Origin of the sequence: uncultured Stenotrophomonas sp. (genome assembly GCF_913778665.1) — a bacterium.
Taxonomy (GTDB): domain Bacteria; phylum Pseudomonadota; class Gammaproteobacteria; order Xanthomonadales; family Xanthomonadaceae; genus Stenotrophomonas.
Map to the genome: position 1 here is coordinate 1 of NZ_CAJYVQ010000001.1, position 23,544 is coordinate 23,544.

The 23,544-nt window shown below is 66.9% G+C and carries 21 protein-coding genes and 7 tRNA genes; 11 read left to right on the forward strand and 17 right to left on the reverse strand.

Features of this window, described 5'->3' with window-relative positions:
• Nucleotides 1-2: 2 nt before the first annotated feature.
• The 6 genes from QZ853_RS00005 (at nt 3) to QZ853_RS00030 (ending at nt 753) form a co-directional block, all read left to right on the forward strand.
• Nucleotides 3-78, forward strand: a tRNA-Ala gene (locus tag QZ853_RS00005).
• A gap of 46 nt (nt 79-124) precedes the next feature.
• Nucleotides 125-200: transfer RNA gene (locus tag QZ853_RS00010), tRNA-Glu, on the forward strand.
• 114 nt (nt 201-314) lie between these two features.
• Nucleotides 315-390, forward strand: a tRNA-Ala gene (locus tag QZ853_RS00015).
• A 44-nt stretch (nt 391-434) separates the two neighbouring features.
• Nucleotides 435-510 (forward strand) — tRNA-Glu (locus QZ853_RS00020).
• Between the two features lie 45 nt (nt 511-555).
• Nucleotides 556-631, forward strand: a tRNA-Ala gene (locus QZ853_RS00025).
• 46 nt (nt 632-677) lie between these two features.
• Nucleotides 678-753 (forward strand) — tRNA-Glu (locus tag QZ853_RS00030).
• Nucleotides 754-828: 75 nt separating this feature from the next.
• Here QZ853_RS00030 and QZ853_RS00035 read toward each other — a convergent pair.
• Nucleotides 829-1,245, reverse strand: a complete 417-nt coding sequence (locus QZ853_RS00035) for a GNAT family N-acetyltransferase (RefSeq protein ID WP_295569698.1) — start codon at nt 1,243-1,245, stop codon at nt 829-831.
• 77 nt (nt 1,246-1,322) lie between these two features.
• On the opposite strand from QZ853_RS00035, the gene QZ853_RS00040 reads away from it, so the two are divergent.
• Nucleotides 1,323-2,279, forward strand: a complete 957-nt coding sequence (locus tag QZ853_RS00040) for an SOS response-associated peptidase family protein (RefSeq protein ID WP_295569700.1) — start codon at nt 1,323-1,325, stop codon at nt 2,277-2,279.
• A 10-nt stretch (nt 2,280-2,289) separates the two neighbouring features.
• Here the strand turns inward: QZ853_RS00040 and QZ853_RS00045 are convergent, their stop codons facing one another.
• Nucleotides 2,290-2,670: a response regulator gene (locus QZ853_RS00045; protein WP_295569701.1), complete on the reverse strand. Its 381-nt coding sequence runs from the start codon at nt 2,668-2,670 to the stop codon at nt 2,290-2,292.
• Nucleotides 2,671-2,802: 132 nt separating this feature from the next.
• Between QZ853_RS00045 and QZ853_RS00050 the strand changes: the two genes are divergently transcribed.
• A tRNA-Leu gene (locus QZ853_RS00050) sits at nt 2,803-2,888 on the forward strand.
• A gap of 721 nt (nt 2,889-3,609) precedes the next feature.
• Here QZ853_RS00050 and QZ853_RS00055 read toward each other — a convergent pair.
• Nucleotides 3,610-3,906, reverse strand: a complete 297-nt coding sequence (locus tag QZ853_RS00055; protein ID WP_295569945.1) for a hypothetical protein — start codon at nt 3,904-3,906, stop codon at nt 3,610-3,612.
• 290 nt (nt 3,907-4,196) lie between these two features.
• Complete coding sequence (locus tag QZ853_RS00060) at nt 4,197-4,409, reverse strand: hypothetical protein (RefSeq protein ID WP_295569703.1); 213 nt, start codon at nt 4,407-4,409, stop codon at nt 4,197-4,199.
• 162 nt (nt 4,410-4,571) lie between these two features.
• Here QZ853_RS00060 and QZ853_RS00065 point away from each other — a divergent pair, with 162 nt between their 5' ends.
• On the forward strand, nt 4,572-4,745 hold the full coding sequence (locus QZ853_RS00065) for a GGDEF domain-containing protein (RefSeq protein WP_295569705.1): 174 nt from the start codon (nt 4,572-4,574) through the stop codon (nt 4,743-4,745).
• Here the strand turns inward: QZ853_RS00065 and QZ853_RS00070 are convergent.
• Nucleotides 4,742-6,568 (reverse strand): methyl-accepting chemotaxis protein, encoded by a 1,827-nt coding sequence (locus QZ853_RS00070; protein WP_295569706.1) that lies wholly within the window; start codon nt 6,566-6,568, stop codon nt 4,742-4,744. The genes QZ853_RS00065 and QZ853_RS00070 overlap by 4 nt on opposite strands.
• Before the next feature lie 257 nt (nt 6,569-6,825).
• Complete coding sequence (locus QZ853_RS00075; RefSeq protein ID WP_295569708.1) at nt 6,826-7,152, reverse strand: GNAT family N-acetyltransferase; 327 nt, start codon at nt 7,150-7,152, stop codon at nt 6,826-6,828.
• A gap of 150 nt (nt 7,153-7,302) precedes the next feature.
• On the opposite strand from QZ853_RS00075, the gene QZ853_RS00080 reads away from it, so the two are divergent.
• Nucleotides 7,303-8,391, forward strand: coding sequence for a DUF5694 domain-containing protein (locus QZ853_RS00080; RefSeq protein WP_295569710.1), 1,089 nt, complete (start codon nt 7,303-7,305; stop codon nt 8,389-8,391).
• A gap of 62 nt (nt 8,392-8,453) precedes the next feature.
• The gene (locus tag QZ853_RS00085) at nt 8,454-8,744 is read left to right on the forward strand and encodes a putative quinol monooxygenase (RefSeq protein WP_295569712.1); all 291 of its coding nucleotides are present in this window, start codon (nt 8,454-8,456) and stop codon (nt 8,742-8,744) included.
• Here QZ853_RS00085 and QZ853_RS00090 read toward each other — a convergent pair.
• The 11 genes from QZ853_RS00090 to QZ853_RS00140 form a co-directional block, all read right to left on the reverse strand.
• A complete protein-coding gene (locus QZ853_RS00090) occupies nt 8,686-8,988 on the reverse strand; it encodes a hypothetical protein (protein WP_295569714.1) in 303 nt (100 codons plus the stop codon). The two genes, QZ853_RS00085 and QZ853_RS00090, sit on opposite strands and share 59 nt — an antisense overlap.
• 78 nt (nt 8,989-9,066) lie before the next feature.
• Nucleotides 9,067-10,458 carry an efflux transporter outer membrane subunit gene (locus QZ853_RS00095; RefSeq protein WP_295569716.1) on the reverse strand — a complete coding sequence of 464 codons (1,392 nt, stop codon included), beginning with the start codon at nt 10,456-10,458 and terminating at the stop codon, nt 9,067-9,069.
• Nucleotides 10,445-11,608, reverse strand: coding sequence for an efflux RND transporter periplasmic adaptor subunit (locus QZ853_RS00100; protein ID WP_295569718.1), 1,164 nt, complete (start codon nt 11,606-11,608; stop codon nt 10,445-10,447). The genes QZ853_RS00095 and QZ853_RS00100 overlap by 14 nt, the downstream gene beginning before the upstream one ends.
• Nucleotides 11,601-14,819 carry an efflux RND transporter permease subunit gene (locus QZ853_RS00105; RefSeq protein WP_295569719.1) on the reverse strand — a complete coding sequence of 1,073 codons (3,219 nt, stop codon included), beginning with the start codon at nt 14,817-14,819 and terminating at the stop codon, nt 11,601-11,603. Before QZ853_RS00105 ends, QZ853_RS00100 begins: the two co-directional genes overlap by 8 nt.
• A 270-nt stretch (nt 14,820-15,089) precedes the next feature.
• Nucleotides 15,090-16,469, reverse strand: coding sequence for an ATP-binding protein (locus QZ853_RS00110; protein ID WP_295569721.1), 1,380 nt, complete (start codon nt 16,467-16,469; stop codon nt 15,090-15,092).
• Complete coding sequence (locus tag QZ853_RS00115; RefSeq protein WP_295569722.1) at nt 16,447-17,130, reverse strand: response regulator transcription factor; 684 nt, start codon at nt 17,128-17,130, stop codon at nt 16,447-16,449. The genes QZ853_RS00110 and QZ853_RS00115 overlap by 23 nt, the downstream gene beginning before the upstream one ends.
• Nucleotides 17,131-17,226: 96 nt before the next feature.
• Nucleotides 17,227-19,410: a PAS domain S-box protein gene (locus tag QZ853_RS00120; RefSeq protein WP_295569947.1), complete on the reverse strand. Its 2,184-nt coding sequence runs from the start codon at nt 19,408-19,410 to the stop codon at nt 17,227-17,229.
• A 208-nt stretch (nt 19,411-19,618) separates the two neighbouring features.
• Nucleotides 19,619-22,006: a Tex family protein gene (locus QZ853_RS00125; RefSeq protein ID WP_295569724.1), complete on the reverse strand. Its 2,388-nt coding sequence runs from the start codon at nt 22,004-22,006 to the stop codon at nt 19,619-19,621.
• Between the two features lie 205 nt (nt 22,007-22,211).
• The gene (locus QZ853_RS00130) at nt 22,212-22,427 is read right to left on the reverse strand and encodes a hypothetical protein (protein ID WP_006374014.1); all 216 of its coding nucleotides are present in this window, start codon (nt 22,425-22,427) and stop codon (nt 22,212-22,214) included.
• Nucleotides 22,428-22,850: 423 nt separating this feature from the next.
• Nucleotides 22,851-23,303, reverse strand: coding sequence for a hypothetical protein (locus tag QZ853_RS00135; protein ID WP_295569726.1), 453 nt, complete (start codon nt 23,301-23,303; stop codon nt 22,851-22,853).
• The gene (locus QZ853_RS00140; protein ID WP_295569727.1) at nt 23,300-23,503 is read right to left on the reverse strand and encodes a PspC domain-containing protein; all 204 of its coding nucleotides are present in this window, start codon (nt 23,501-23,503) and stop codon (nt 23,300-23,302) included. The genes QZ853_RS00135 and QZ853_RS00140 overlap by 4 nt, the downstream gene beginning before the upstream one ends.
• Between the last annotated feature and the right edge of the window lie 41 nt (nt 23,504-23,544).

A 23,544-nucleotide genomic window follows, 5' to 3' on the forward strand; every position in this document is an offset into this window, starting at 1 on the left:
GTGGGGCCATAGCTCAGCTGGGAGAGCGCTTGCATGGCATGCAAGAGGTCGCCGGTTCGATCCCGGCTGGCTCCACCAACTTTTCGGACATAGGCCGTCCGCAAAGGCGACATCGTTACACAGCGTCCCCATCGTCTAGAGGCCTAGGACATCACCCTTTCACGGTGGCGACCGGGGTTCGAATCCCCGTGGGGACGCCATTTTTCGCAGGAATTCCTCGCGCGCATCCGGGTTCGGCTCTGCCGAACGCAATGAGTGCGGGGTTTGTACATCGGAAGAAAGTCGGGTAAGATTCCGCTTCTGCCAGTACACGTGGGGCCATAGCTCAGCTGGGAGAGCGCTTGCATGGCATGCAAGAGGTCGCCGGTTCGATCCCGGCTGGCTCCACCAACTTTTCGGACATAGGCCGTCCGCAAAGCAACATCGTTATCTGCGTCCCCATCGTCTAGAGGCCTAGGACATCACCCTTTCACGGTGGCGACCGGGGTTCGAATCCCCGTGGGGACGCCAGTTTCAAAACGGACTCTGCTCCCGGCAGATCATCCGGAGTTTCATGGGGCCATAGCTCAGCTGGGAGAGCGCCTGCATGGCATGCAGGAGGTCAGCGGTTCGATCCCGCTTGGCTCCACCACTTCGACATTAGGCCGTCGAGGTTCTACAACTTGAAGTTTTCGTGCGTCCCCATCGTCTAGAGGCCTAGGACATCACCCTTTCACGGTGGCGACCGGGGTTCGAATCCCCGTGGGGACGCCAATTCTTGAGAACCCCGGTTTCGGCCGGGGTTTTTCTTTGCATGCGATTTAGGGGGTGGCGCCCCACCACCGCCCCTCAAAACCGGCGATACATCCCGATCGAGGCCGGTGCGGTCGGCGCAAAACCAAACTGCGCGTACAACCGATGCGCTTCGCCATCGGCCAGCAGGCTGACATATGCCGACGGTGGCAGGTTCGCCTGCATCCATGCGTCCAGGCGCCGCATCACCTCCTTGCCCAGGCCCTGCCCCTGCAACCGGGGCAGCACAGCGATGTCACAGACCTGCAGATGGCAGCCACCATCGCCAACAACACGGCCCATCGCCACCAGCTCGCTGCCCTGGTACGCACACACACCGTACACGGTATTGGGCAGCGCGCGGGTGGCGGCCTCACGGCTCTTGGCGCTGAGGCCGGCCAGTACACGCAGCTGGCAGTAGTCCTCCACCGTGGGCACGGCCTCGCGGAACTCGCAGGCGACGGAATCGTTCATGCACTTTCTCCCTGTTGGTCGGGCTATCCTGCCGCATCCGCGTCGCAGCAGTTGCGACCTACGCCGGCCGAGCTGCCATGTGCTATTCCGCCCTGATCCGTGCCGACTACGCCAAACTGGTGCGCGAATTCGGCGCCATCCTCTCGCTGGAGGCATTCGCCGAGTTGTACGCGCACGATCCTGGCAAGAAGCGCCCGAAGACGCCCAAGGCGATGGACGATGGCTTTGCCGGTGCGCGCACCGAGCAGGGCCGCGATATCGTCGCCAAGATCCAGCAATGGCATGCACAGGAGCGCCTCGATCTGGAAGCGGAACTGGCCCGCCAGCGCGAGCGCCATGATATCGCTCATGCAACGCTGGCGACACGCCCGACCCAGAAGGCACGCAACGACCTGCGCGTGGCCGGCAACCGTATCGAGCGCGCGCAGGCTCGGCTCGCAGACCTGCACCGGGCGCAGCTGCTGCCGCGCGACAACCGCATTTTCCCGGGCACCTACGCGCCAGTGATGGTCAGCGAGAACGGCCAGCGCGTGATCAAGCCGATGCGTTACCAGTGCCGGCTGCCCGACAAACCGGCGCGCAACGATGTGCTCTACCCCGGCACCTACAACGCGCGGCGCGACAGCCTGGAGGGCTACTGGCGAGGTGCGTTCGGCCTGCGCCACGGCGTGGTGGTGGTGCAGGCGTTCTACGAACACGTACCGCGCCACGCAATCGCCGGACGCTCTCTCGGCACTGACGGGAAGGAACAGGACGTAGTGCTGGAATTCCGTCCCGATCCGCCGCGCGACCTGCTGCTGGCATGCCTGTGGGCGGAATGGGAGGGGCCGGAAGGCCGCCTGCTGTCGTTTGCCACGATCACCGACGCCCCGCCCAGAGACGTCGCCGCTGCCGGGCATGATCGCGGCGTGGTGCCGATCCGCCGGGAGCACTTGGATGCCTGGCTCAATCCGGATTCCGAGGATCTGCAGCAGCAGTACCGCATCCTCGATGACCGTGAGGACATCCGCTACGTCTACGAAGCGGTCGCCTGAAGCGTAAAATTCAGGCCTTGACGCTGGAACGGCCTACTGCGCGAACCAGCGCCTGGATCAGATCTGCCGACAGATAGGGCTTTACCAGCAGGATCCCGGCCAGCATCGACGCCGGCAGCTGTTCGGCCAGCATCCCGGTGGCCAGCACGAACGGCACCCTGCGCGCCGACAGCGCGGCGGCGACCGGCTCGCTGGTCTCGTTGTGGGCCAGACGGTAGTCGAGCAGGGCTACGTCCGGCGCCGCGTCTTCCAGCAGGCGCAGTGCTTCGGCGACGCTTGCGGCCAACCCGACCACGGTTGCGCCGGCGTGCACCAGCTGCATCTGCAGCAGTGCGGCACTCATCTCGTCGTTCTCGACCACCAGCACCCTCAGGTCCTGCAACACTGTCATCGGCTACCGCTCCTGGAGGCATTCAAGCCGCCGCAGTATAGCCATCATGGGGCCTATGCCGACAGGAAGCGGCCTGATCGGCCTTCCCTCTATGAAAGCCCTGCCGACCTCGGTTACACTCGCACGCTGCCTGCCGGTGTGGCGGAATGGTATACGCAGCTGACTCAAAATCAGCCGGGGGTGACCCCATGAAGGTTCGAGTCCTTTCACCGGCACCAAAGACCCTTGTGGCGTAAGGGTTTCGACGAAAATGGCGTAATGGAGTCGTGAATTGTCCGACTCCGCTCATTTTTCTTCTGTCTGCTTGCCTTCTCCCGCTTACCCCTTGTCGCACGGTTGACGCCGCGGTAGAACGGGCGTCCCCAATGGAGCAGGGGGAGCTATGCAGGTGAAGCCGCCATGGAAATGCGATCAGTGCGGCGAACCAATCCTCAGCGTTGAGGACGGCTGGGTGGAGTGGCTGAGTGGAGCGGCATCTGGAGCGTATGAAGGTAGCGCCCACCATCTACGGCTTGTCCACACTCGACATTCTTCGCCCCGAGCGGACCGAAGGAATGGCTGTTTCCACGATGAGGCATAGTGGTATGCCACCAAGGGCTGGACGGTTTCGGATCTGCCGCTCTCGATGTTCGTTGGCCCTGACGGCCTTATGCGGCTACTCGAGTTCATCTCTGACAAGCGCTTCGAAGAGCCAGAAGAAGCTCTGGAACTGATCAAGCGCCTCTCATTCCGCGCTACGAGGCAACCCGGCTCTCGCTGGAGGCCGCTATCGCCAATGGCGTGTTCGAACTGAGGTGCAAGCCGAAGTATCAGGATCAGGACGAGTTGCGCGTAGTTCAGAATTGGTTGGCTGAGCAGGAGCAGTAAGGCCTGCTATCAACCCTAGAACCAGTCCGGGATCACCATTTGGCATGGCGACCGAGGTGTACCTCGGTAGTCCTAAACGCCCCGACGTAGCTGATGCAGCCCTGCCCTCACCCACGCCTTGGTTCGGGCGTCTCTCGCTCGGGGTTTCATCTCTGTCGGCGGCTTGCGCGGTTCAAGCGCCGCCTTGATCTGCTCGACCTCCTTCGCTCCTGCCTCGGCCAGACGCCGGGCCTGTTGCTGCTGCTCGCGGGTTGGCGGCAGGCCGGGCAGCGGAGGCTCCGGTTGGATCGGAGTGCTGTCGGTCAGCCGGGCAACCGACTGGCGCAGGGGCAGATCCCGGCACCCAACGACAACTCCAACGCTTGGCATCGGCTTCTGCCAAGCATTGCGGCCAAACACAGGCTGGACAGCAGCGATCTCTTCGCTGCGGCCTTCGAGCAATCACTGACGGTTCTGACTGAACAAATCGACGACGCTCACGCCTGATCGTCACCCGTCTGGTGCCGGCGCGGCGGTGCTCACGCGCTCCCGGGTTGAGCTGCCTGCGACTTCCGATCTTGGGGGTGTAGAGGCGCATGCGCCACGTTCACTTCCATCACGATCCGCATGCCACCTCCTGTTAGTGCAGGAGGGCTGGTTTTCCAGCCCTCCTTGGTCTGTCACGGCACTACGCCCCATCGCATACGCAGACGCCCGTTCTGGTCGTAAACACGCCAGTTTCCGTCGCTGTACTCCGTGCGCATACCGCCGCTCGGTGACGACACACAGAACACGTCAGCCAGCACGTCGAATGCAGACACACCGTTGGTGCTGGCGAGCCTCAGGCCACCCACTTTGCCGTCCGTGCGGACGTTCACCGACCAGGACGCCATGCTCTCCATACCGCCAGCGGACCAAGGGCCCGGCTTGTCCTGCGCTTCCGTGGCCTCCGCCAGCATCGGACGCACCCACCGGACAAAAGACGCAGCCGCTGGCGCTGGGCGAGCGCTTGCGCACCGCGGTCGAAGGCGACCCTGCCGGCCGTCGATGGCCACGTGACCATCAGCGTGGGCGTGGCATGGCAGGCGGCGAGCGATCACCGTGATCCGGCCGACCTGGTTGATCACGCCGAGCAGGCGCTGTACCGGGCCAAGCATGCTGGCCGGAACTGCATGCAGCTGGCCACGCTGGCCGACACACCGGAACCGCGCGCCGGCCAACCCGCCTAGACCACGCGCAGCACCGTTCCTCCATGTGCATGCCCGGCACCGTCGTGCACACGGAAGCCGGCAACGGTCTGCAGCAGCTGTGCCGATTGCTCCTCCATGCTGCGAGCTGCCGCCGAGGCCTCCTCCACCAACGCCGCATTCTGCTGGGTGCCCTGATCGATCAGGTCCACCGCATGATTCATCTGCTGGATGTCGTCGCTCTGCTGCTGCGAGGCGGTGCTGATCTCGGTCATCAGGTCGCTGACCCGGCGCACATTGGTCACGATCTCGTCCATGGTGCGGCCGGCGCTTTCGACCTGGGCGGTACCGGCGCCCACGTTGGCCACCGACTCATCGATCAGCTGCTTGATCTCCTTGGCGGCACTGGCCGACCGCTGCGACAGTTCGCGGATCTCGCTGGCCACCACCGCAAAGCCGCGCCCATGCTCGCCGGCGCGTGCGGCTTCCACTGCGGCATTCAGCGCCAGGATGTTGGTCTGGAACGCGATGCCGTCGATCACGCCGATGATGTCGACGATGCGCCGCGAAGACGCGTTGATCACCGCCATCGTCTCGACCACTTCGTGCACCACGCTGCCCCCGCGCGCAGCGACATCGGCGGCACCGCCGGCCAGCTGGCTGGCCTGGCGCGCATTGGTGGCGGTGCGCTGCACGGTCTCGGCCAGCCCCTTCATCGATACCGCAGTTTCCTCCAGCGAGGCCGCCTGCTGCTCGGTGCGCTGCGACAGATCACTGTTGCCCTGCGCGATCTCGGTCGCACCCACCGCAATGGTGTCGGCGGCGAACTTGATCTGGCCGATGATCGCTGCCATCGCCTCGACCAGTGAATTCACGCCGTCGCACAGATCGGCGATCGGCCCCTGCTTGTCGGCCATCGCCACGCGCCGGGTCAGGTCACCCTGCTTCGCGGCGGCCACCACCTCGCGGGTTTGCGCCACGGCGCGCTGCATGGCCTGGTTCTCATGCACCTGCGCGGTGATGTCGGTAGCGTATTTGACGACCTTGAACGGTTTGCCGTTGAGATCAAGGATGGGGTTGTAGGACGCCTGGATCCAGACCTCGCGGCCACTCTTGCCCAGCCGCCGGTATTGCCCGGCATCGTATTCGCCGCGCCCGAGCTTCTCCCAGAACTGGCGATACTCGGCGCTGCTGCGATGCTCGGGGTCGACGAACAGCGAGTGATGCTGCCCGCGAACTTCATCGATGCTGTAGCCGGTGGCGGCGAGGAAATTGTCGTTGGCCGAGAGAATGCGCCCGTCCATGCTGAACTCGATCACCGCCTGCGACTTGCCGATCGCTGCCAGCTGCCCGGCCGAATCGGCCGCCTGCAGCTTCTGGGCCGTGATGTCGGTGGCGAACTTGACCACTTTGTACGGCCGCCCCTGCCGATCCAGTACCGGGTTGTACGAGGCCTGGATCCAGATCTCGCGCTGCCCCTTGCCGAGGCGACGGTACTGCCCGGCGTCGTACTCACCACGCCCCAGGCGCGCCCAGAAGTCGCGGTACTCGGCGCTGCGCGCATGCTCCGGATCGACGAACAGCGCGTGGTGCTGACCCTGGATTTCCTCCAGCCGATAGCCCATCGCCTGCAGGAAATTGTCGTTGGCCTGCAGGATGGTGCCGTCGAGCGCGAACTCGATGACGGCCTGCACGCGGTGCAGCGCCGCGACCTGAGCCTCGAGTTCGGCGCGGTCGGTCGCTGCTGGTTCGGTGCCGGTGCGGTGCTGCGGGGCCAGGACGCCCAGCAGGGCACGCCAAGGCGACCAACGGGTATACAGCTCGGCCGGCGCCTGCGCGCCCGCCGTGAAGCCTGGAATGAGCATTGTCTGATCCTCGGTGTCCGACAAAGGGTTGCGACCCGACGGGCGGGATGCCCGGCGGCAACTTCAGTTGCTAAGGACTACAGGTGCCGGCAGGCACCCCTCGAGCGGCTGGCAAGAACGTCTCTGGTGCGGGTGCGATCGGCATCTGGGAGTGGCGGAACACACAGCGCGGGCCGCCCATCGGAGGCAGCCTGGGGTCCTGCAGCGGGTGACTGGAGCGGGATCCAGAGGGGATATCGGCGATGCCCGCGTCGGCTTTAGCGGATTTCCGCGACGTCCGTCGCAACTTGCGTGGCTGCTGCGGGAACGCGATAGACAATCGAGGTGTATTTCACGCTGCCCTCACGAAAGATGGGGACGCCACCAAGCGATTCCGCCAATCGCCGGCTGGGTGCGTTCTGCTCGGCCACCGGGTAGCGCAACGCGGTGCAGTCCAGCCGTCTGCACGCGAGCGCGCGAACGGCGGCCGCGGCTTCAGGGCCATAGCCATGCCGGTGCACGATTTCGGCGATCCAGATACCCAGTTCGGGCTCCGCATCACCGGTGCGATGCAGGCCCGCCAAGCCAAGGAACGCATCATCCACGCGTGGCTACTGTCATGGGGCACAGCCTGGCCCGGAACGGCGATGCAGTTCAAGCCGGAAAGGTTTGCATGACCAACGGGAGATTCCCCACTACGTGAAAATGGCGAGCATGCAGCGATCTGCAGGACCGTTCATTGACAAGGAAATCGTATGTTCGTTCGCTTGGGCAGCCTCATCCTCCTTGGCCTGTGCAGCACCGGCGCGTCTGCCGGCGAAGCCGGCTATCAGCGCGCTTTCCATCCCGACCAGTTGAAGGGACCGCCCGCCGGACGCCCGAACGAAGTGCTGGTGCTGGGCACCCCCCACCTCTCCGGCCTGCCCAAGACCTTCCAGCCAGCGTTGCTGGAGCCGTTGCTGCAGCGACTGGTCGCCTGGAAGCCGGGGCTGATCGCCACCGAAGACCTGTCCGGCCTGCAGTGCGATTTCATGCGGCGCAATCCCGCACGCTATTCCGAAAGCGTTGCCACCTACTGTTTCGATACCGCACCGGCGCAGGCCGCGACCGGGCTGGACGTACCCAGCGCCAACGCCGAGATCGAGCGCCTGCTCGCGGCGTGGCCGCAGCAGCCGTCTCCGTCCCAACGTCGGCACCTGGCGGCGTTGTTCCTCGCCGCCGGCGAACGTGGCTCGGCCCACGTGCAGTGGCTGCGCCTGCCTGCTGCCGAACGCAGAGGCGGCGACAGTTTGAGTCCGGCCCTGGTTGAGATCCTCGACAAGGGCATGACCCGTCGCAACGAGACCCACCTGATCGCGGCCGAGGTCGCCGCGCGACTGGGCCACGAGCGGCTCTGGGCCGTCGATGACCATACCGCCGACTCACCCACGCCGGCCGAAGATGAAGAGGCTACCCGGGTCGCCATCACTGCCGCCTGGAACAATCCCCACTCCCAGGCGCGAAAAGCGGCCGATCAGCGCCTGGTGGCCGATCTGGACAAACCTGGTGGCGTGCTGGCGCTGTACAGGGCGTACAACAGCCCGGCCGCGGCAATGGCGGCCTACCAGAGTGACTTCGGCGCGACGCTCGTCGAGCCTTCGCCCAAGGCATTCGGCAGGCAGTATGTCGGCTACTGGGAAACCCGCAACCTGCGCATGGTGGCCAACATGCGCGACGTGCTGGGCCAGCACCCGGGCAGCCGCATGCTGACCATCGTCGGTGCCTCGCACAAGGGCTATTACGAGGCCTACCTCAACCAGATGCACGATGTGCAGCTGGTCAGTGCGGACGCAGTATTGCGTTGACGGGCATAGGTGCCGGCCATGCGCCGGCACTATCCTGCTGGGCCCGATCTGCAGGTGCCGACATGCTGAAAGTAATCGCCGAGGATTTCATCCATCCCGATGCCGTGGACACCGTGCTCCCGCTGTATCGCGAACTGGTCGCGTGCACGCAGCGCGAGCCGCTCTGCCTGGGGTATGAACTGTTCGTCGACCAGAAGGATCCCGGGCACTTCATCTTCATCGAACAGTGGCCGGACCGCGCGGCGCTCGACCTGCACTGCGCCAGCGAACACTTCCAGCGCCTGGTGCCCCGGATCAATGCCTTCCAGCGTGCACCGTGCCGGTTCCTGCTGATGGATGCCGCGCCGCTGTAGTACCCGCATCGATGCCGCCGCGACCGCGGCGGCCACCTCGCCACAGCAGCACGCTGGCCGCCACCGTGCACGCCAGGGTCAGCACCAGCGACGCCACCACGCCGCCGTGCAGCAGCGGCAGCATCGCCTGGGCCAGGCGGTCGTCACGCAATTGTTCCAGGCGCAGGCCACTGGCCAGTGCCAGGCACCAGCCCACCATGGCCGGCGCGTAGGCGGCGACGACATTCCGATTCCAGGTGATCATCCTGCGTTCTCGCTTCCAGATGGGGTTGGGGCGATTGTTCCGCCCCGCCCTCTCACAGGCTGAGACCGCCTCCGGCCGCTACCCCGACCAGCCACCACCGAGCGCGGCCATCAGCGCCGCACTGGCCTGCAGCTGGCGGCTCTGGATGTCCTGCAGGCCGAGCTGGGCCTGGCGTGCGTCGGTCTGTGCACTCACCACATCCAGATAGCTGGTCGCGCCACCGGTGTAGCGATCATGTGCGATCTGCTCGGCACGCCGCGCGGCGGCCACCGCATCCTGCTCGTGGCCGCGCTGGGCATCGAGCTGGCGCAGCAGGGTCAACTGGTCTTCCACCTCGCGGATCGCGGCCAGCACGGTGACGCGGTACTGCGCCGACGCTGCGTCGAACTCCGCATAGGCCTCGGCCTTGGCGGCCTTGCGCCGGCCGCCATCAAACACCGGCAGCGCCGCCAATGGGCCGAGGGCCCAGTAGCGGTTGCCTGCGTCGAGCAGCGCACTGCCACCGGAGGTCTGGCCCCCCAGCAGGCCGCTCAGGCTGAGCTGCGGGAACCACGCGGCGCGGGCCACACCGATACCGGCATTGGCGGCGAATACCCGGCGTTCGGCGGCGGCGATGTCCGGCCGTCGATGCAGCAGGCTGCTGGGCAGATCGGCCGGCACCGATGGCAGCGCCGGCAGACCCGCATCGGCGACGGCGAAACCGCTGGCGGGCGCACCGACCAGTTCGGCGATGGCATGCCGCAGCAGTGCGCAGCGACCGTCGAGCGCATCCAGGTCAGCCTGCGCACTGGCCAGCTGGTGCCGCGCCCGGGACACGTCCAGTTCCGAGGCGATCTCGCCGCGGAAGCGATCCTCGGTCAGCGCCAGCGCCTGCCGGTAATCCTCGATGCTGCCACGCAGGGTCGCCTGCTGTGCCTGCGCGCCGCGCAGCTGCAGATAGAGCCCGGCCAACTGCTGCGACAGGCTCAACCGTGCGGCAGCCAGATCGTCGCCACTGGCGTCGGCGCGCGCCTTACCCGCGGCGGCGGCGTTGCGCAGGCGCCCCCACAGATCGAGGTCGAACGACAACGAGAACGTCGCGCTGTTGCTGTCATAGATCGCGGGCTGGGTGGCACTGCGCAGCGGCTTGTCATCGGATTGGCGCTGACGCACCGGGCCGGTGCTGAAGCCGACCTGCGGCAGGCGTGCCGCCGCCACCTCACCGGCGGCGGCGCGCGCCGCATCGTAGTGCGCCACGGCCAACGCCAGGCTCGGGCTGGCGGCGATCAACTGCTGCTGCAACTGGTCCAGTACCGGGTCCTGGAAGGCACGCCACCAGGCCTGGGGCAAGGGCATCGCGGCCGCTGCTTCCGCGTGCTCATAGCGTGCGGGCATCGCCAGCACCGGCGTCTGGTAGGCCGGCGCCAGCGAGCAGCCGCCCAGCAGCAGGCCGATCACCGCCAGCGCCGCTGCGCGCTCAACCGCGGGCATGCGCAGGCTCCGCGTTACCGGCGACCACGCGCACATGATCGCCCTCGCGCAAGGCATCCGGCGGGTTGGGAATCACCCGGTCGCCCGCCTTCAGGCCACGGTCCACCCGCAGCGTGCTGCCGAGGTCACTGGCGATGTGGATGTCGCGCAGGTGCACGATGTCCTTGCCATCAACCACCGCCACCTGGGTGCCCTTGGCACGGAAGATCAGTACCTCGGCCGGCACGCTCACGCCGGCACCGCCGCCCTGCAGCGGCAACGTCACTTCCGCGTAGCTGCCGGGCAGCAATGCGCCATCGGTGTTGTCGACCACGAACTGCGCGAGCAACGTACCCGAGCTGCGGTCGATCGCACTGGAATCGCCCTGCAGGGTGGCCGTGAAATGACGGCCATCCTGCCCCGGCACCTGCAGCGTGGCCTGCAGGCCGGAGCGGATGCTGGCCGCGCTGTTCTGCGGCACCGGCACCATCAGGCGCAGGCGCCGGGTATCGGCGATGTTGAACAGCTCGCGGCCGCTGTCGTCGGCGCGGATCAGCTGGCCGACATCGGTCTGCCGCGACGTCACGGTGCCGTCGAAGGGCGCGCGCAACGTGCGGTAGCTTCCCAGTTCCTGCAGCCGCGCGTAGTCGGCCTGCGCCGCTTCCACGCTGGCCTGCGCCGCCACCGCGTTGGCCTGCTTCTCGTCGGCCTCCTGGCGCGATACCGAGTGGCTGCCGAGCATGCCCTGCCAGCGCTCGGCGCTGACCTTGGCCAACGCCGCATCGGCCTGCACCTGCAACAGGTGGGCGTGGGCCTGGGCGATCTGCTGGTCAAGTTCCGGGCTGTCGATGACCGCCAGCACCTGGCCGGCCTTCACCGGCTGGCCGATGTCGGCACTCCAGGATTTCAGGTAGCCGCCGACGCGGGCATGGATCGGCGCTTCGCTCCAGGCGCTCAGGTGCGCCGGCAGGGTCAGGGTACCGGCAGCGCCCTGCTCTCCCGCAGTGACCACCTGCACCGAAGGAACCGCTTGGCGTTCGGTCCACTCGACCACCGCGTGCGCCTGCTGTGCGCGCAGGGCCAGACCGGCGGCCACCAGCACCAGCGCCACCGCAGCGGCCAGGACCAGGGGACGGCGCAGCGAACGCTGCGGCAGCGAAGACTCAGACATGCAGGGGTTCTCCGGCAGGAGCAGTACGGGTTTTACGGGAATGGGCCAGTGCGAACACCACGGGCACGAAGATCAGCGTGGCGCAGGTCGCCAGCAGCAGGCCACCGATCACCGCGCGACCCAGCGGTGCGTTCTGCTCGGTGGACAGTGCGGTCGGCAACATGCCCAGGATCATCGCCAGCGCGGTCATGCACACCGGCCGGAACCGGGTGAACCCGGCTTCCAGTGCGGCCTTGGCGGCATCGCCGTGTTCGGCCAGGCGCTCGCGGCAGAAGCTGACCACCAGGATCGAATTGGCGGTGGCCACGCCCATGCACAGGATGGCGCCGGTCAGCGCCGGCACCGACAGCGTGGTGTGGGTCAGGAACAGCATCCAGACCGCACCGGCCAGCCCGGCCGGCAACGCGGTGATGATCACGAACGGGTCGGTCCAGGACTGGAAATTGATGACGATCAGCAGGTAGATCAGCACGATCGCGGCCAGCAGGCCGTAGCCCAGACCGGTGAAGGCCACATGCAGCGCATCGATCTGCCCATGCAGGCCGACCTCGGTTCCGCGCGGACGCTGGCCGGCCATGCCGTCGATGACCTTCTGCACGTCCGCCGCCACCGCGCCCAGGTCGCGGCCCTGCACGCTGGCAAACAGGTCCAGCGTGGGCTGCACGTTGTAGTGGGTCACCACCGCCGAGCTGGAACCGCGCTGGATCTCGGCCAGCCCACCCAGTATCTGCGGAGTACCGCCGCTGCCGGTCACTGGCAGCGCCTGCAGCGCGGCCAGGCTGTCCATGCGGTACTGCGGCGTGGCCGCGACCACGCTGTAGGAGATGCCGTTCTTCGGGCTCAACCAGAAGGTCGGTGCAACCTGTCCGCTGCCGGCCAGGGAGGCCACCATGCTGTTGGTGACGTCGCGTTCGGTGATGCCCAGGCCATTGGCACGCAGGCGGTCGACGTCCACCTTCAGGGTCGGATAGCCGTCGGGCTGCTGCAGGCGCAGGTCGACCAGTCCGGGCACATGGCGCAGACGACGCTGCAGCTCCTGCGCATAGGAACGGTTGCCGGCCGCGTCCGGCCCGGCGATGCGGATATCCAGCGGCGCCGGTGAACCGAAGTTGAGGATCTGGCTGCTGGTGTCGGCTGGCAGGAAGGCGAAGCTGGCGCCCGGGAATGCGGCCGGCAGCACCTCGCGCAGGCGCTTCTCAAACTCGGCCGCATCACCGTGCCCCGGCTTCAGCGAGACCTGGATGTCGCCATCCTGAGGGCCGATGGTGCCGCTGGCGCTGTAGGCCATGTTGATGCCGGTCATCGGCAGGCCCAGGTTGTCGACGATGGCATCGATCTCATGCGGTGGCACTTCCTGGCGGATGCGCGCTTCGATGCGGTCGAAGGCGGCAGCGGTTTCCTCGATGCGCGTGCCCAGCGGGAGGCGCACGTGAAGCGACAGTGCGCTGGCTTCGGTGGCCGGGAAGAAGTCCTGGCCCAGCGTTGGCAACAGGGCGAAGGACAGCAGCACGCAGGCCATGAAGCCGACCAGGAAACGTCCGCGATGGGCCAGCGCCAAGCCAAGCAGCGCGTGGTAGCGGTCGCGGGTTGCGGAAAAACCGGCCTCGAAGCGCTGCTGCCAGCGCACCAGGGTGGCGGTGAGGCGCGCGCGGCGAGGCTGGGGGTGATCACCCTCGTGATGGTTGAGAAAGGCATCTTCGGGATGATGGCCGGCACCCAGTTCCACCCGATGCGGTTTCAACAGGTACAGCGCCATGGTCGGCACCAGCGTGCGTGAGAGCACGAACGAGCTGCCCATGGCGAAGATCACCGCCAATGCCATCGGCCGAAACAGGTAGCCGGCGATGCCGTCGAGCAGGAACATCGGCACGAACACGATGCAGATGCACAGCAGCGAGACAAATGCCGGGCCGACGATCTGCGCGGCGCCATCGAGGATCGCCTCGCGTACGCCCTTGCCCTGCTCCAGATGCCAGTTGACGTTCTCGATGGTGACGGTGGCATCGTCGACCAGGATGCCCACGGCCAATGCCAGACCGCCCAGGGTCATCACGTTGAGCGTCTGCCCGGCCGCCGACAGCAGCGCGATGGCCGACAGCACCGCCAGCGGGATCGACGCGGCGATGATCACCGTCGAGCGCCAGCTGCCGAGGAATACCAGGATCATCACGCTGGTCAGCAGCGCGGCGATGATGCCCTCGCGGGCGACGCTGCTGATCGATTCGCGCACGAAAGTGGAGGCATCGCCCAGCAGCGAGATCCTGAGCGACGACGGCAGCGACTCGCCGATCTGCGGCAGCATCGCGCGGATGCGGCTGACGAGGGTGAGCGTGGATGCATCGCCGTTCTTGAGCGCGGCCATCAATACCGAGTGGCCACCGTTGACGCGCACGATGTTGGTCTGCGGCGGCGAGCCGTCGCGCACATGGGCGACCTGGCCGATGGTGATCACCGCACCGTTGACGGTGCGGATCGGAAGACTGTTGAGCGCCTCGATCTCGCTGGGGCTGTTGTTGAGCAGCACGGTGAATTCGTTGCTGCCCAGCTTGGCGGTACCGACCGGGGTGATCTGGTTCTGCGCGGCCAGCGCATTGCCGACATCCTGCGCGGACAGGCCCTTGGCCGCCATCGCCTGCGGGTCCAGATCGAGGGTGATCTGGCGCTGCTTGCCACCGTAGGGCGCGGGAATGGCCAAGCCGGGAATCGAGGTCAGCGGCGGCCGCACGGTGTTCTGTGCCAGATCGCGGATCTGCGATTCACCCAGCGTCGGGCTGGAGAACGCCATCTGCAGCACCGGCACGGTGGAGGCGCTGTAGTTGAGGATCAGCGGCGGCGTCATGCCAGCCGGCATCTGCTTGACGATCGTCTGCGAGATGGCGGTGATCTGTGCGTTGGCGGTACGGATATCGACGCCGGGCTGGAAGAACACCTTGACCACGCCCATGCCGGCCAGCGACTGCGATTCGATGTGCTCGATGTCGTTGACGGTGGTACTGAGCGCACGCTCGTAGGGCGAAATCACCCGCCCGGCCATCGCATCGGGCGACAGCCCGGTGTACTGCCAGACCACGGCGATGACCGGGATGCCGATATCGGGAAACACATCGGTGGGGGTGCGCAGCGCGCTGAGCGGACCGACGATGCAGATGAAAATGGCCATCACCACGAAGGTGTAAGGCTTGTTGAGCGCGGTCCTGACCAACCCGAGCATGCGGCTCTCCAGCGATGCCACTGCCCACCGCGGGCAGCGCAGGCCGGCAAGTATCGGCGCTGCCGGCTAAAACAATGCTGTGCCGCAGATGAAACATATTTCATGAAGGGGGGGGTTGCAGGGCTGCGCCCTGCACCTGCCGAAGCTTCAAGCCGTAGCCAAGGCCAAAGCAGCTTGCTGGAGGATGGTGGGGTGCAAGCTTCTGCCTTTGACGTTGACGTTGATTGCAGCAGGTGCAGGGCTGCAAGCCCTGCAAGGAAAGAACACCGTCTACAGAACCTGCGGCCGGCACAGCAGGCTGAAGCGAGCGCCGCCCAGTGTGGACTGCGCCACCTGCAGGCGGAATCCGTGCAACCCGGCGATCGCCGCCACGATCGACAACCCCAGCCCAAACCCGCCGCCCTTGCTGGCCTCCGCGCGATGGAAACGCTGGAACACGAGGCTGCGCTCGGCCTCGGCAATGCCCGGCCCGGAATCCTCCACCACGATGCAGGCAGCGCCCTGCTCCACCCGCGCCGAAAGCTGCACACGGCCGCCTTCCGGTGCGAACCGGATCGCGTTGTCGAGCAGATTGCCGATCGCTTCGAACAACAGGCCGCGATCCCCCATCACGCCCGGCAGATCGGCGGCCAGCTCAAGCAGCAGCAGCTGCCCCTTCTCTTCCGCTAACGGCGCATAGAAGGCGTGGATCTCCTGCAGCAGCGCGCCCGGTGCCAGCGTACTGAAACCGGAGCGGCGCTGATGGTCTTCCAGCTCGGAAATCCGCAGCAGCGCGCGGAAGCGTGCCATCAAGGTATCGGTCTCCTCCAGCACCTGCTCCAGCGGCAACCACTGCGGATCGCCGTCGGCCACCTGCTGGCGCATGCGGTACAGCTGCGACCGCACCCGGGTCAGGGGCGTGCGCAGGTCGTGGGCGATGTTGTCACACACCCCCTTGACCTCGGTCATCAGCTGTTCGATGCGGTCGAGCATGGCGTTGACGATGGCCGCCAGCATGTCCAGCTCGTCGCGGCGGTTGGACACCGGCAGGCGCTGGCCCAGATCGCCGGCAACGATATCGGCGGTCGCCTGCTCGATCGCCTGGATGCGCCGCAGCGGACGCTGTCGCAGCAAGTGCCAGCCGAGCAGGCCGGGCAGCAGGGTCAGCGACACCCCCCACAGGAGCGCATCGAGGATCAGATGGTTCACTTCGTTCAGCGGCCCGCTGTAGCGCACCAGCACCAGGATGCGGCCATCGCGGGTTGGCATCGCCAGGCCGAAGCCGCGCTTGCCACGCGCGTAGGCATCGGTGACCGGCAGGCCGGAGACCGGATGCGCGCTGCCATCCAGCGGCAACTGTGCTGGCAGCGACTTCAACATGCCGGCCAGCGGCTTTCCATCGGGCGTGAACAGTCCATACGCATCGATGCCATGCAGATCGTAGCGGCGGTTCTCGCGCAACGCCGCCGTCAGGCCGTCGCCGGTGAAATGCTCGAACAGGTGCGCGCGCTGCAGTACCGCCGACTGCGCCAGCTCGTCCAGATAAACTGACACCCGCCAGTACAGCACACCCAGCAGCACGCACGACCAGGCCACGAACAGCAGGCTGTACAACCCCAGCAGGCGGCTGCTGGACGAGCGCCAGCCGTCAGACAGCTTCGCTGAGGACATAGCCGCTGCCACGTACGGTGCGGATCAGTGACGGCGCGTCGGCCTGGTCCAGCTTGCGCCGCAGGCGGCCGATATGCACATCGATCAGGTTGGTGCCGGGGTCGAAGTGGTAGCCCCAGACCTCCTCGAACAGCATCATCCGGGTCAGCACCTGGCCGGCGTTGCGCATCAGGTACTCCAGCAGCTTGAACTCGGTCGGCAGCAGGCTCAGGCTGCGCCCGCCGCGATGGGCGGTGCGTGCCAGCAGGTCCAGCTGCAGGTCACCCACGCACAGCACGGTCTCGTTGCTGGCCGGGCGCTGGCGACGGCGCAGCAGCACTTCCACCCGCGCTGCCATCTCGTCGGAGGCGAACGGCTTGGTCAGGTAGTCATCACCGCCGGCGCGCAGGCCGCGCACGCGCTCGTCCACATCGGACAGCGCGCTGAGCATCAGCACCGGCGTATCGATACCGATGCGGCGCAGCGTGGTGACGATGGCCAACCCATCCAGGCCGGGCAGCATGCGATCCAGCGTGATCGCGTCGTAGTCGCCGCTCGCCGCGCGCACCAGTCCTTCGCGGCCGTCGGCCACCCAGTCCACCTGCAGGCCATGGCTGCCCAGTTCCGCCACGATCTCCTGGGCAGTGATGGCGTCATCCTCGATGGTCAATACGCGCGACATGGGCACTTCGGAAGTCCAGGCTGGCCCATGCTCGCCAAATCGGCCGGTGCGGGCAAATGAAACATCCTTCATCCGCGCCCACGGGTGCGGGCCGGTTCAGCCCGGCTCGCCGTCGTCGGGCGGCAGTTCGGAAAGTTCGCCCTGCACCTGCACGTTGTTGCGGCCCATCGCCTTGGCGCGGTAGCACTGGGCATCGGCGGCAGCCACCGCCTGGTCCACGCTCATGCCGCCGGCCAGCGGCGCGATCCCGATGCTGGCCCCGACCCGCAGGCGGCTCTGGTCCCACGGAATCGACAGCGAGGCCAGGGTGTTGAGCAGTTCACCGCCAATGCGGGCGGCACGGCGCGGCGTACAGCCCGGCAGGATCACCGCGAACTCGTCGCCACCCAACCGCGCCACCACGTCCGAATCGCGAACGCCATGGCGCAGCACGCTGGCCACCGCCCACAGCACGGCATCGCCAGCCAGGTGACCCCAGGTATCGTTGATCGGCTTGAAGCGGTCGAGATCGATGAACATCAGCGACGCCGCCTGCCCGGTACGCTCGACGCGGGTGATCGCCTGCTGCAGGTGCGCTTCGAAGCCGCGGCGGTTGCCCAGTTCGGTCAGCGGATCGATCTCGGCCAGATGACGGGCTTCGCGCTGGCGCGCACGCTGCTGGGTGTCGTCGCGCAGCACCCACACCGCGCCGCGCACATGGCCTTCGTCATCACGCAGCCAGGCGCGGGTCAGGTCCACCGGCACCGTCGCGGTGCCCAGCCGCATCAGCAGGTCCGCGTGCAGGTCCACCGCATTGCTTTCCGGGTCCAGCAGCACCGACACGTCCAGCACCGAACCCGGCGCGTACTCGGTGGTCAGCGCCAGCACGTCCTGCACATTGTGCCCGGTCAGCGACAGCGCGCCGTCGCCCGCCAGGGTGCGTACCGCCGCCGCATTGGCATAGTCGATGCGCCCATCCAGGCTGACGCTGAGCACCAGGTCGGCCACCGCGTCCAGGGTGATGCGGCTGCGCTGCTCGCTCTCGAACAGGCGCTGCTCGCTGCTGCGCTGGGCGGTGATGTCCTGGATCTGCGACACGAAATGCAACGGTTCGCCGTGTTCGTTGCGTACCAGCGAGACCGACAGGCGCGCCCAGATGGTGCGGCCGTCGCGATCGAGATAGCGTTTTTCCATGTGGTAATGGCTGCGCCGGCCGGCCAGCAGGTCCTGCACCAGGGCCAGGTCGGTCTGCAGGTCGTCGGCGTGGGTCAGGCGCTGGAAATCCACCTGCAGCAGCTCTTCGCGTGAGTAACCGAGGATCCGGCACAGGGCATCATTGACGTCCAGCCAGCGCCCTTCCAGCGACACCAGCGCCATGCCCAGCGCCGCCGAGGTGAAGGCACCGGCGAATTTTTCCGCCGACAGGCGGGCCTCGGCGCGTGCCTGCAGGATCTCGGTAATGTCCAGTGCCATGCCGACATAGCCGATGCGCGCACCGTCGGCGCCGTCCATGCGGCTGATCGACAGGCGCACTTGGCGTGGCTGGCCATCCTTGCGCAGCAGCGTCCACTGCCGCGAATAGGTCTGGCCGTCGGCACGCGCACTGAGCGCTTCGAACACACCCGGCAGATGGCCCTCGGCATCGCCCATGGATTGCACCCAGGCGCGCAGCTCATCCGGATCATGGAACGCGTCCAGGCAGCGCTGGCCGATCACCTCCGCCGCGCTGTAGCCCAGCAGCCGCTGGGCGCCAGTGTTGAACAGGGTGATGGTGCCCTCGGTATCGGTGGCAATCACCGCCACCTCATCGGACGCATCGACCACGGCCTGCAGGCGCTGGCGGGTATCGGCCGCATCATGGCGGGCCTGCTGCAGTTCGGTCACATCGGCATGCGCGCCGGCCATCCACAGCGGCCGGCCCTGCCCATCCCATTCGAAGACACGGCCCCGGTCCTGGATCCAGATCCACTGACCGTTCTTGTGGCGCATGCGCAGCAGGCAGGCGTAGTTGTCGCTGCGGCCTTGGAAATGCTCTTCCAGCGCCGCGTCCGAAAGTGCAACGTCGTCGGGATGCACCAGCTTCAGGAACGTCGACTGGCAGATCGGCTCCAGCTCCTCCAGGCGGTAGCCGACAATCTCGGCCCAGCGCGCGTTGACCCGCATCTCGCCGGTCTGCACATTCCATTCCCAGGTGCCGGCGGCCGTGCCATCGATGATCATCGCCAGCCGGCGGCGCTCTTCGGCCAGCTCCTGCAGCCGGCGTTCCAGCAGTCCATTGCCGTTGGTGCCCTGCCCCGCCATCAGGTCGTCCTCCGGCCCGTGCGGGCAGGCGCGGGCCGCAGCGATTGGCTGCAGCATGCGACGAAGACGGCGGGTCGTGCTGACGTCATGGCCCTCCCCAGCGACAGCGGGGCGGCCGAACGCCTCCCCTCCAGCGCAAGTGTGCGCAATTGCGGGGAAAATCGACAAGTCCCCCGCTACGGATCAACCGTGACGGAGGGCGTGAACCTCAGCTGCGCTTGGCCCGGGCGAAGGCCTCGGCCAGGGCATTGTTGGCCGGCGGCGCGGCATGGGCGGGACGCCCGCCATTGCTCGGGCCCCGGCTCAGCCCGCGGTTCTGGCCGCCGGCCTCGCGGCGCGGCCCCTGGCCCTGAGCGCGTTCATCTCGCTGGCCCGGTCGGCTGGTCACCTGCACGGGGGTATCGTCCAGGCGCCGGGTCAGGGCAATGCGCTTGCGCGCCACGTCCACTTCCAGCACCTTCACCTTGACGATGTCGCCGGCCTTGACCACGTCGCGCGGGTCCTTCACGAAGGTATCGGACAACGCGGAAATGTGGATCAGGCCGTCCTGGTGCACGCCGATGTCGACAAAGGCACCGAAGGCCGCGACGTTGCTGACCACGCCTTCCAGCACCATGCCCTCGCGCAGGTCCTTGATGTCTTCCACGCCTTCGGCGAAGCGCGCGGCCTTGAACTCCGGACGCGGGTCGCGGCCCGGCTTCTCCAGCTCCTTGAGGATGTCGCGCACGGTTGGCACGCCGAAGGTCTCATCGGTGAACTGCTCGGGCTTGAGCCCACGCAGGAAGCTGCCATCACCGATCAGCGCCTTGATCGGGCGCGCGGTGCTGGCCACGATGCGTTCGACCACCGGATAGGCTTCCGGGTGCACCGCCGAGGCGTCCAGCGGCTCGTCACCATCGGCGATGCGCAGGAAGCCGGCGCACTGCTCGAAGGTCTTTTCGCCCAGTCGCGACACTTTCAGCAGGTCCTTGCGGCGCTTGAATGGTCCGTTATCGTCACGGTGGCGCACGATGTTCTCGGCCACCGTCGCCGACAGGCCGGACACGCGCGACAGCAGCGCGGCCGAAGCGGTGTTCACGTACACGCCGACCGCGTTCACGCAGTCCTCCACGCGCGCGTCCAGCGCCCGCGCCAAGCGGTACTGGTCCACGTCATGCTGGTACTGGCCGACACCGATCGCCTTGGGCTCGATCTTGACCAGCTCGGCCAGCGGATCCTGCAGGCGGCGCGCGATCGAAACCGCACCGCGCAGCGACACGTCCAGGCCGGGGAATTCCTTGGCCGCAAACTCGGAGGCCGAGTACACCGAGGCACCGGCCTCGCTGACCACCACCTTCTGCAGCTTCGGGTTGGCAATGGCGGCGATCGCCTCACCGGCCAGCTTGTCGGTCTCGCGGCTGGCGGTGCCGTTGCCGATCGCGATCAGTTCAACGTTGTGCTTGGCGCACAGCTGCTTGATCGTCTGCAGCGACTGGTCCCACTGGCGGCGTGGCTCGTGCGGGTAGATGGTGTCGGTGGCCACCAGCTTGCCCGTGGCATCGACCACAGCGATCTTGCAGCCGGTGCGGATGCCCGGGTCCAGCCCGAGCACGGTCTTCGGGCCCGCCGGTGCGGCCAGCAGCAGGTCCTTCAGGTTATCGCCGAACACCGCGATGGCCTCGGCTTCGGCTTTCTCGCGGGCCTGGTTGAACAGGTCCAGCAGCAGATGGGTGTGCAGCTTGGCGCGCCAGGTCAGGCGGCAGGCATCCAGCAGCCAGCGGTCGGCGGCACGGCCTTGGTCGGCGATGCCGGCCTTGCGCGCCACGCGCCCCTCGGCGTACTGGTGGCCAGCTTCGGCATCGCTGCCCGGGTCCAGCTCCAGGAACAGGATCTCCTCGCGGCGCGCGCGGAACAGCGCCAGCAGCCGGTGCGAGGGAATCTTCGCCAGCGCTTCGGCGTGCTCGAAATAGTCGCGGTACTTGGCGCCTTCGGTTTCCTTGCCCTCGGCGACGCGCGCGCGGATCACGCCGGTTTCGCCCAGCCAGGTACGCAGTTCACCGACCAGCGCGGCGTCTTCGCCCCAGCGCTCCATCAGGATCGCACGCGCGCCTTCCAGCGCCGCCTTGGTGTCGGCCACGCCCTTGTCGCTGTCGATGAAGGTTGCGGCAACGGTCTGCGGGTCCTGCGTCGGGTCGGCCAGCAGGCCGTCGGCCAGCGGCTCCAGCCCCGCCTCACGGGCGATCTGCGCGCGGGTGCGGCGCTTGGGCTTGTACGGCAGGTACAGATCTTCCAGCCGGCTCTTGGTATCGGCGGCAAGGATGTCGTTGCGCAGTTCATCGCTCAGCTTGCCCTGCTCGCCGATGCTGGCCAGCACCGCCGTGCGGCGGTCTTCCAGCTCGCGCAGGTAGGTCAGGCGCACTTCAAGGTTGCGCAGCTGGGTGTCGTCGAGGCCGCCGGTGACCTCCTTGCGGTAGCGCGCGATGAACGGAACGCTGGCACCTTCGTCCAGAAGGCTGACGGCGGCGCGTACCTGGGCGGACTGGGCACCGATCTCGGCGGCGATGGTCTGGGCGATCTGCTGGGCGAGCGCGCTCTGGGCGTTCTTGGCGTCGTGCATTGCTTCAGGTCTGTGCCGCATTACGGGAAGACCCCATTCTGGCAACCTACGACGGAGCCGGACAAGGCATTGACAGGGGGCGAGGTTCAGCGGCGGGGCCGGATTGGACGCCGGCATCCTGGCGATGGGGCTCGGACTGGCCCGGGCTGGGATGCCGGCGCGGGCGCGCGATGGTTGGGGCGCGCCCTGCCGCGTACTGCGAAGGTCAGCGGTAGTGGCGGGCGGCGCGCTGCATGACAATCTCGTCACGCATGCTTTCCAGAGCCATCAGGCGGACTTTGCCAACACCCTGCAGTTCCATGAACCGCTCCGTGTAGAACTCCGGCCCCAGCGCGGTGTCGGCGCGGGATTTGCTGAAACCGTAGGGCACCACGCCCTTCTCGCCATCCTTGCTACCACCGACATAAAGAACGATTGCCATGTGATGTCTTCCTCCAAATTGCTACTGCCTACTGCACGCGATGAGCGATGCCGCGAGCTCATCGAGGGAGAGCTTACCGCGTCGAACCTGACTGGAACGTCACGAAGGCTAATGACGATCGGTTGCATGCAGATGACTGCGGGATCGCAGCAGAATGCTTATGCATCCTTAACTTCCAGCTAACGAATGCAGGGGCGTTCCCGCCAACGGCGCAGCCCCTCGTGGCTTGGCCGCGAAATGCGCTTCATGTGATTGGGTCGGTCGGGGTGGGTGGGGGTGGAGGGGTATCCGCGGCATGGATGCCGCGGCTAAGCCCCCATGGATGGGTTCAAGGCGTCCCCGCCAGCCCCACTCCTCCGGCCAGCCCCCAGCAAGCGGGCATTCGGCGACCCAGCCATGAGGGGCTGCGCCGTTGGCTGGAAACTACGGCCACCAGCCGCGTCCGAACCGGGCGTAATGGTCCGCCGCGCGTTCGAACGGGTTGTGCGCGCTTACCCCACCACACAGCAGGTATACCGGCAGGTACAGCGGCCCCAGTACCAGGTACTGGTAGACATGCGCGCGCTCGTGGTCATCCAGCCGGATCAGCGGCTCCACGCCCCATCCGGCCTGATGCGCATAGGTGCGGCAGGAAATGCACAGATCGTTGCCGGTGTGCAGGATCACGTTGCCCAGCGTGATCGCCCCGCCCGGCCCCCATGGCCAGCGGTCGAACACCACCGCACAGTCGCGCCCGCTCCAGCGCAATGTCGCGCCACCGAGCATGCCGGCCAGCCCACCAACCAGGCCGACCAGGGTATTGGGCAGGGTCCACAGCGCGCCCAGCACCTGCAACGCGCGCAGCCAGCGTGGCCGAGGCCGGGACGTGGTGTTCAATCGGCCTCGTTGGGGATCAGCAGCCACAGGATCAGGTAGACCAGGATGCCGGGGAACGCGGCCGAGCCGATCGATACCAGCACGAACACGATTCGCACCAGGGTGGCATTCCAGCCGAACCGATGGGCGATGCCGCCCATCACGCCGGCAATCATGCGGTCGTTCAGTGAACGCGACAGCGTCTTGGGCGTGGTGTTCATGGCGGCGTCTCCTCGGGAACCAGAATGAGCAGTCGAGTGTG

Coding starts and splice junctions, on each gene's coding strand:
- QZ853_RS00035 (WP_295569698.1), bottom strand. CDS start 1,245: ATGAACGATTCCGTCGCCTGCGAGTTCCGCGAGGCCGTGCCCACGGTG.
- QZ853_RS00040 (WP_295569700.1), top strand. CDS start 1,323: ATGTGCTATTCCGCCCTGATCCGTGCCGACTACGCCAAACTGGTGCGC.
- QZ853_RS00045 (WP_295569701.1), bottom strand. CDS start 2,670: ATGACAGTGTTGCAGGACCTGAGGGTGCTGGTGGTCGAGAACGACGAG.
- QZ853_RS00055 (WP_295569945.1), bottom strand. CDS start 3,906: ATGCCAAGCGTTGGAGTTGTCGTTGGGTGCCGGGATCTGCCCCTGCGC.
- QZ853_RS00060 (WP_295569703.1), bottom strand. CDS start 4,409: ATGGCGTCCTGGTCGGTGAACGTCCGCACGGACGGCAAAGTGGGTGGC.
- QZ853_RS00070 (WP_295569706.1), bottom strand. CDS start 6,568: ATGCTCATTCCAGGCTTCACGGCGGGCGCGCAGGCGCCGGCCGAGCTG.
- QZ853_RS00080 (WP_295569710.1), top strand. CDS start 7,303: ATGTTCGTTCGCTTGGGCAGCCTCATCCTCCTTGGCCTGTGCAGCACC.
- QZ853_RS00085 (WP_295569712.1), top strand. CDS start 8,454: ATGCTGAAAGTAATCGCCGAGGATTTCATCCATCCCGATGCCGTGGAC.
- QZ853_RS00090 (WP_295569714.1), bottom strand. CDS start 8,988: ATGATCACCTGGAATCGGAATGTCGTCGCCGCCTACGCGCCGGCCATG.
- QZ853_RS00095 (WP_295569716.1), bottom strand. CDS start 10,458: ATGCCCGCGGTTGAGCGCGCAGCGGCGCTGGCGGTGATCGGCCTGCTG.
- QZ853_RS00100 (WP_295569718.1), bottom strand. CDS start 11,608: ATGTCTGAGTCTTCGCTGCCGCAGCGTTCGCTGCGCCGTCCCCTGGTC.
- QZ853_RS00105 (WP_295569719.1), bottom strand. CDS start 14,819: ATGCTCGGGTTGGTCAGGACCGCGCTCAACAAGCCTTACACCTTCGTG.
- QZ853_RS00110 (WP_295569721.1), bottom strand. CDS start 16,469: ATGTCCTCAGCGAAGCTGTCTGACGGCTGGCGCTCGTCCAGCAGCCGC.
- QZ853_RS00115 (WP_295569722.1), bottom strand. CDS start 17,130: ATGTCGCGCGTATTGACCATCGAGGATGACGCCATCACTGCCCAGGAG.
- QZ853_RS00120 (WP_295569947.1), bottom strand. CDS start 19,410: ATGGCGGGGCAGGGCACCAACGGCAATGGACTGCTGGAACGCCGGCTG.
- QZ853_RS00125 (WP_295569724.1), bottom strand. CDS start 22,006: ATGCACGACGCCAAGAACGCCCAGAGCGCGCTCGCCCAGCAGATCGCC.
- QZ853_RS00130 (WP_006374014.1), bottom strand. CDS start 22,427: ATGGCAATCGTTCTTTATGTCGGTGGTAGCAAGGATGGCGAGAAGGGC.
- QZ853_RS00140 (WP_295569727.1), bottom strand. CDS start 23,503: ATGAACACCACGCCCAAGACGCTGTCGCGTTCACTGAACGACCGCATG.